This window comes from Candidatus Eisenbacteria bacterium, from assembly GCA_013140805.1.
Taxonomy (GTDB): domain Bacteria; phylum Eisenbacteria; class RBG-16-71-46; order RBG-16-71-46; family RBG-16-71-46; genus JABFRW01.
In genome coordinates, this window is record JABFRW010000103.1 from 47,289 (window position 1) to 53,655 (window position 6,367).

6 protein-coding genes are annotated in these 6,367 nt (G+C 68.3%); 4 read left to right on the top strand and 2 right to left on the bottom strand.

Annotated features, from left to right (window positions below):
- Positions 1-16: 16 nt before the first annotated feature.
- Positions 17-1,813: a protein kinase gene (locus tag HOP12_08880; GenBank protein NOT34267.1), complete on the bottom strand. Its 1,797-nt coding sequence runs from the start codon at positions 1,811-1,813 to the stop codon at positions 17-19.
- The gene (locus HOP12_08885; protein ID NOT34268.1) at positions 1,803-2,411 is read right to left on the bottom strand and encodes an RNA polymerase sigma factor; all 609 of its coding nucleotides are present in this window, start codon (positions 2,409-2,411) and stop codon (positions 1,803-1,805) included. Before HOP12_08885 ends, HOP12_08880 begins: the two co-directional genes overlap by 11 nt.
- Before the next feature lie 237 nt (positions 2,412-2,648).
- Here HOP12_08885 and HOP12_08890 point away from each other — a divergent pair, with 237 nt between their 5' ends.
- The 4 genes from HOP12_08890 to HOP12_08905 all read left to right on the top strand — a co-directional run.
- Positions 2,649-3,728: an FAD:protein FMN transferase gene (locus HOP12_08890; GenBank protein NOT34269.1), complete on the top strand. Its 1,080-nt coding sequence runs from the start codon at positions 2,649-2,651 to the stop codon at positions 3,726-3,728.
- A 399-nt stretch (positions 3,729-4,127) separates the two neighbouring features.
- The gene (locus HOP12_08895) at positions 4,128-4,541 is read left to right on the top strand and encodes a hypothetical protein (protein NOT34270.1); all 414 of its coding nucleotides are present in this window, start codon (positions 4,128-4,130) and stop codon (positions 4,539-4,541) included.
- The gene (locus HOP12_08900) at positions 4,538-5,245 is read left to right on the top strand and encodes a hypothetical protein (protein NOT34271.1); all 708 of its coding nucleotides are present in this window, start codon (positions 4,538-4,540) and stop codon (positions 5,243-5,245) included. Before HOP12_08895 ends, HOP12_08900 begins: the two co-directional genes overlap by 4 nt.
- Before the next feature lie 34 nt (positions 5,246-5,279).
- On the top strand, positions 5,280-6,367 hold a 1,088-nt coding region (locus tag HOP12_08905), incomplete at its 3' end, for a hypothetical protein (protein NOT34272.1).

The following is a 6,367-nucleotide window of genomic DNA, read 5'->3' on the forward strand; positions in this document are numbered from 1 at the left end:
GAGCCGCGCCGCGCGACTAGCGAACCGGATTCGTCAGCGTCACGCTGCGCACCCACACCCCGCGCACGCCGATCTCGCGTCCCGCGAGTGCGGCGAAACGATCGAATGCCCCCGCCCGGCGCGGTCCGCTGTCGCGCGGCATCGCGGCCACCCCGCCGACCCCTCGCAGGCGTTCGACGGTGGCAGGCGCGATCGCCGCGTACTCGATCGGATGCCCGGCGCGCGGCGCCGGCAGCTTGCTCAGCTCGGCCTCGATCTCGGCGACCGGTTTGGGGCTCGCGATCACCAGGAAGTGCTCGCGACCGCCACGGCTCGTCACGGTCCACGCGTTCTCACGACCGCCGACGGTGCCGGGCAGCACCACCGCCGCGTTCTCGGGGATCGGATTGCCGCGATCGAACAGCGGCTGCGGGAACAGCAGGTACGACTCGCCGCGCTCGTCTTCGTTCAACACATAGACGTGCACGGCTCGCGTCGAGCGGAACTCGAGCGACAGCCGGTCGCCGGGCCCCACGCGATCGCCGGTCGCAAGCCGTTCGTCGCCCTCTGCACCACGCCGCACGAAGCTGGCCTCGACATCGTAGGCCGCGATCGCGGCATCCGCCGCCGGGTTCTGCGCTGCCAGCGAAGGAGCCTGCGAAGTCCCGGTCGACGCGACCGAAGCCTGGCGCCCCGCCCGGCCCTGCCACACGAACCAGGTCCCCGCGAGCACCACGAGCACCGCGGCGGCGGCGAGCCAGCGGCCGAGCGGGGCTCGGCTCACTGCGGGCCTGGCGACCGCACTCGTGTCGATCGCTTCGAGCGCCTGCGCAAACGCCTCGGCATCTGCGAAACGCGACTCGGCGCTCGGAGCGATCGCGCGCTCGATGGCGCGTGCCAGTGACGCGGGCACGTCGGAGCGCAGCGCGGTGAGCGAGCGCGCAGGCCCGCGTCGCGCTTCGACTTCCAGCTCCGCAAGCGTCGTCGCCGTGAACGGGTGCGCGCCCGTGAGTGCGCACCACATCGTCATGCCAAGCGCGTAGAGGTCGGAGCGCACGGTCGCCGCATCTCCGTCGAGGCGTTCCGGGGCCATGAACATGGGGGTGCCGGAATCGCGCACCGGGTCGGCAGCGGCCAGCGCGACCTGCTGGCCGAGTCCGAAGTCGGTGAGCACCACGCGGGCGTCGCGCTCGATCACCACGTTGGCGGGCTTGAGATCGCGGTGAATGAGTCCTGCCGCATGCACCGCACCGAGTGCCCGCGCAAGGTCGCGACCGATGCGAATCACTTCGGCGACCGGCAACTTGCCGAGTCGCTGGATCGCCTTCTCGAGCGTCGTGCCGCCGAGGAACTCCATCCACATGCCGACCCGGCCGTCGGCATCGCCGATGCCGTGGACCGCGACCACGTTGGCGTGCCGCACCCGCGCCAGCGCTCGCGCCTCCTCGAGCAGCGGCGAGGCGGCGGCATCGGCCGCGGGCCAGGCGCCTTTGGGCTGCAGGAACTTGAGCGCCACTTCGCGCTGAAGTCGCGGATCCCACGCGCGCCACACTTCACCGTTGGCGCCGACGCCCACCCGCTCGAGCAGCAGCAGGCTCCCCCAGCGCGCGGGCTCGAGGCTCGCGACCGGCGGCGCGTGGCGCGCCGGGATCGCTCCGCGCTCGCGCTGCAGCGTTCGGTTGAACTGCGCGATCCGCGACACCTCGCGCAGGGCGCGCACGCTCGCGGTCGAGTCGCTGCGCTTCAATTCGGACTCGGCGGCATCCCAGTCGACGGCTTCTCCATCCATCAGGCGCGAGGTCAGTTCCTCGAGGCGCAGGTCGTCAGGATTCATGGCTCATGGCCTCCGCCAGTCGGCGCAGTGCGCGTTGAACGGCCATGCGAGCGGCATCCCTGCTCGGTCGCTCCGTCATGCCCGCGATCTCCTCGTAGTCGAAGTCCAGCTCGATGCGAAGGTGGAGAAGCCGCTGCTCGTCTTCGCTGAGTCGCGCGAGCGCGGATTCGTAGCGCTCCAGCACGTCGGCGCCGATCGCATGTTCGAGCGGCGAGGGCGCGCGGTCGGTGAGGTCTTCGGGGACCCCTTCGGGGCCCGGTCGACGTCGCGCCCAGCGAATCTGATCGCGGATGCGGTTGAGCACCGCCTGGCGAACGTAAGCCTGAAAACCGCCCGGCCCACGGACCTCGATTCCATCCAGCCCCTCGAGCGCTTTGAGCAGGGTTTCCTGGACCAGGTCCGAGGTGTCGAAGAGCGAACGAGCGTAGTTGGGAAGTCGGCCGCTCGCCCAGCGCTGAAGTCGCGGAAGGTAGCGAGCGCTGAGGGCCTCCAGCGAGGGTCGATCGCCCTGCTTCGCGCGACGCAGCAACTCGACGGTGAGCAGCAGGTCGGAAGCAGCATTCGCTCGAGCGGAATTGGACTCGGGTGGGTTCGGCATGGCGGGAACCCTAACCGATTCGAACTCACCGTTCCCCTCCTCAAGGATGCCCCACATCCGGGTGGCCCGTGCTGCCTGTCACCTCCTTTACGTCCGGCCGGTCAGGGGCGAACAGCCTTGCGGCGGCGGGGTACGGCTCGTAGCGTGCGGCTCAGGAGATCCGGCCCCGCGACCGATACCCGGCGGGTCACCCGCCGGCTCCCCGCCCGGGCACTCATCATCTATGAAGGAGGCGACGTGATCGGCCACGGAAGGCTGGGAGTTCTAGCGCTCGTGGGAGCGGCCGCGCTCGCACTTGCGAGCCTCGCAGCCCCGGCGCTCACTCAGCCACCCGAGACGCGCAGCGTCGCCTACCGCACGCGCACCATGGGCACCTATGCCCAGGTGGTGATCGTGACCGGCGACTCGGTCGCGACCGCCGCGATCGCGGTCGAGGCGCAGGCCGCCCTGATGCGCGTCGACTCCCTGATGAGCAACTGGACGCAGACCAGCGAGGTGGCGCGCATCAATCGAGTCGCTGCCCGGGAGACCACGCAGGTCGAGCCCGAGGTCGCACGCGTGCTCGACATGGCGCTGCGCTGCTGGCGCGAGGGCGAGCGCACGTTTGACATCACGGTCGAACCGCTGGTGCGGGCCTGGGGTTTCATCGGCGGTCCCAAACGCGTCCCGAGCGATGAAGCGGTGCGCACCGCATTCGCGAGCGTCGGCAGTCAGCGGCTCGAATGGGATTCAACGCGACGCACGCTTCACTTTTCGCAGCCGGGGGTGAAGATCGACCTCGGTGGGATCGCCAAGGGCTATGGCGTCGACGCGGCGGCGGCGCGGCTGAGCGCGCGAGGCGTGGTCAACGCGCTCGTGGATCTGTCCGGCAACATGTTCGCGCTCGGAGCACCTCCAGGCGCCGAGTCCTGGCGCATCGGCGTGCGCGATCCGCGCGACCGCGTGCCCTCGCTCGGACGCGTGCCGTTGACCGGCCGGGGAATCGCCACCTCCGGCAAGTACGAACAGTTCGTAGCCGCCAACGGAAAGACCTACGGGCACATCATCGACCCGCGGGACGGGCAGCCGGCCGACGGCGTGATCGCGGTCACGGTGCTCGCGCCCACTGCCATGGAGGCCGACGCGTGGGGCAAGGTGTTCTTCGTGCTCGGGCCACGCGATGCAAAACGCAAGGCGCGCGAGCGCACTGATCTCGATGTGATGTTCGTCTCGCCCGGTCGCGCGGCACCCGACACGTTGTGGATCGAGTCGACGCTCCAGAATCGTTTCGTTCTCGAACCGTCGGCCAGGGGATTGATCGTCGTCGAGTATTTTTGACGCACTCGAACGATTCTCCTCGGTAGATCCCCTCGCTTCTCCGCATTGCATTTCGTCACTCGAGCGCGCCCGATCGCGTGCGCGTTCCCCGACCGCGAGTCGATCCGTCGCGCTCCCCGAGGCCGCGACCAGCGTCACAGGTCGTGCGCACACACCACGTTCAGTCGTGACGCGACTCCATGGCCCACCTCTTGCGTGATCCCTCCCCGTCTGACCATCGGATGGTCGGCATGATGGATTTCGAATCGGCCGCAACCTCGTGTGCGCCATGGGGAGAATCCCTCTCGGGCCTCGCGATGGAATTCGGTCGAATCGCACGTGTGTGGACTGCGGTTCGCACGCATCGGAGGTCGTGTGGCTGGACTCGCGAGCAGAGCTCGAGGTCGCCGTGGCGCGTCGTTGATTCTCGCGTCGCTGGTGCTCCCGGGCGTCGTGCATGGATGCAGCTCGCCGACCGAACCGCCGGCGCCGCCCTCGGGCGGACAGCAGGTGGTGCTGAGCTACGCGCTGTTCCAGTCGAGCGTGGAGCCGGTGATCACGCGCCACGGCTGCGACGCCGAGGGTGACTGCCACGGTGGCGGCATTCGCGGCACGCTGGAGCTCTCGCCGCCGGGCGCCAAGAACGCGCAGTTCGACTACAACCAGCTGAGCCTGCAGGTGTGGGCGACGGCGCTCGAGTCGAGCCCGATTCTGACCGAGCCGCTCGCAATCGCCGCAGGTGGCACACCCCACCAGTTCAAGCCGTTCGCGACCAAGTCGGATTCCGACTGGGTCGCGCTGCACGCCTGGGTCACGAGCGAGGAGACGCCTTGAGCGCGTCCTCGCACCGCAACGTGCTGCGTGCACTCGCCCTCGCGGCCGGCCTCACCGCCGTCGCACCGATCGCTCACGCCGAGCTCGAGCCCGTCGCCGCGGATTCCGCGACCTCCGACCCGAGTCTCACCGAGTCGATCGAAGCCCCGCGTTTCGATGCGTCGCGCACCGCGCGGCGCAGCGGCGGCGAGATCGAGGCGCTGGTTCCGGAACTCTCCGAGCACCCGTATCGGCTCGCGCCCGGGCCACGGGCGTTCATGAACCGCATCAGTTTCAGCCCCGGCTACGGGCGGCTCGGCAGCGAATCGCTGTTCGCCTTCCGGCTCGCCTACAACCCGAATGCGTGGCTCGGCTACGAAGCCATGCTCGGGCACAACCCGGCGCAGTCGGTGCATGCCGTCATCCACTCGTTGAGCGCGATCGTCCGTGCGCCGCTGCCGGGGCGCTTCCAGCCCTACGGCACCGGTGGCTACGGAATGATGATCGTGTTCCCAGGCCAATCGTTGAACGCCGACCCGGTGACCAAGAACGCACTCACCGTGGGCGGCGGACTCGAGCTGTATCTGCGCAGCGATCTCGCTCTGCGCGGTGAGATGCGGTACGCGACCGTGTTCGGTCGCGATCGCGATCGCGAGGGTGTCGTCACTTACAACTACGTCCAGGAGACGATCGGTCTCTCCTTCTATCGGTCGATCCGGCCGTGACGCACGGATCTCAATCGGAGGGCTCTTGAACATCATGCGGACTCATCGCCTCCATCCCGCTTCCGTGACCTTCACGGCGCTATTCGGCGCCGCGATGCTCGCTTCGCTCGCCGTCACGGGCTGTCGTGAGAGCGCTCCCGACGACCTCATTCAGGAGGAACCGACCACCGACGCGCTGGTGTTCGTGAAGACCCAGACCGAGGAGACGCTGAATCGTTCGAATGCGTCCGGCAACCTCTACAAGTTGTCGCCGATCGCGCCTGACGGCGTGGTCACCCCGCTCACGAACTTCACCGGGGCTTCGATCTTCGATCCCGAAGTGTCGTTCGACGGCTTGAAGATCATGTTCTCGATGCGTCCGGCCGGCGGCTCGAACCGCAACATCTACGAGATCAACGCCGACGGCACCGGACTGCGCCAGGTGACGAACGGCGGTGGTGACGATTTCGATCCGACCTATCTGCCGAACAACCGCATCCTGTTCACCAGCAATCGCGACAATGAAATGGACGAGTACAACCACTCGCCCGCCGAGCACCTGTACACCGCCGACGCCGATGGCGGGAACATGGAGCGCATCAGCTTCAACCAGAGCGACGACTTCGATCCCGCGCTGCTGCCGGACGGCCGCATCATGTACACGCGCTGGGATCACTTCGGCGACTTCAACCGCTTCCCGCTGTTCTTCACCAATCCGGACGGCTCGAGCACCTTCCACCTGTACGGCCCGCACGATCGCAACTTCTTCCACGCGGTGCCGACTCCGGATGGTCGCCTGATCGCGATCGAGTCGACCATGATCAACAACGACGCCGGCCCGATCGCGGTGCTCAAGATGGAAGAGGGCCCGGCGGATCCGCGCACCGGCCCCTCGGGCACCAACTGGGACGTGCTCACCGCCCAGGTCAACACCGACGGCGAGCCGTGGCCCTACGGCGCCTTCAAGTACCCGCACCCGCTGGGCGGCAACAAGTACGTCGCTTCGTACACGCTGCCGGCGGCGACCGAGGACGACGTCGACTACGGCCTCTACACCTTCGCGCTCAATCAGTCGGGCACCGGCACGCCGGGCGACCCGGCCTCGTTCTCGGTGCAGAACCTGACCTTCCTCTACAACGATCC

What these genes read in the sequence shown, in the direction of transcription:
- HOP12_08880 (NOT34267.1), bottom strand. Translation starts at nt 1,813, where the DNA reads ATGAATCCTGACGACCTGCGCCTCGAGGAACTGACCTCGCGCCTGATG.
- HOP12_08885 (NOT34268.1), bottom strand. Translation starts at nt 2,411, where the DNA reads ATGCCGAACCCACCCGAGTCCAATTCCGCTCGAGCGAATGCTGCTTCC.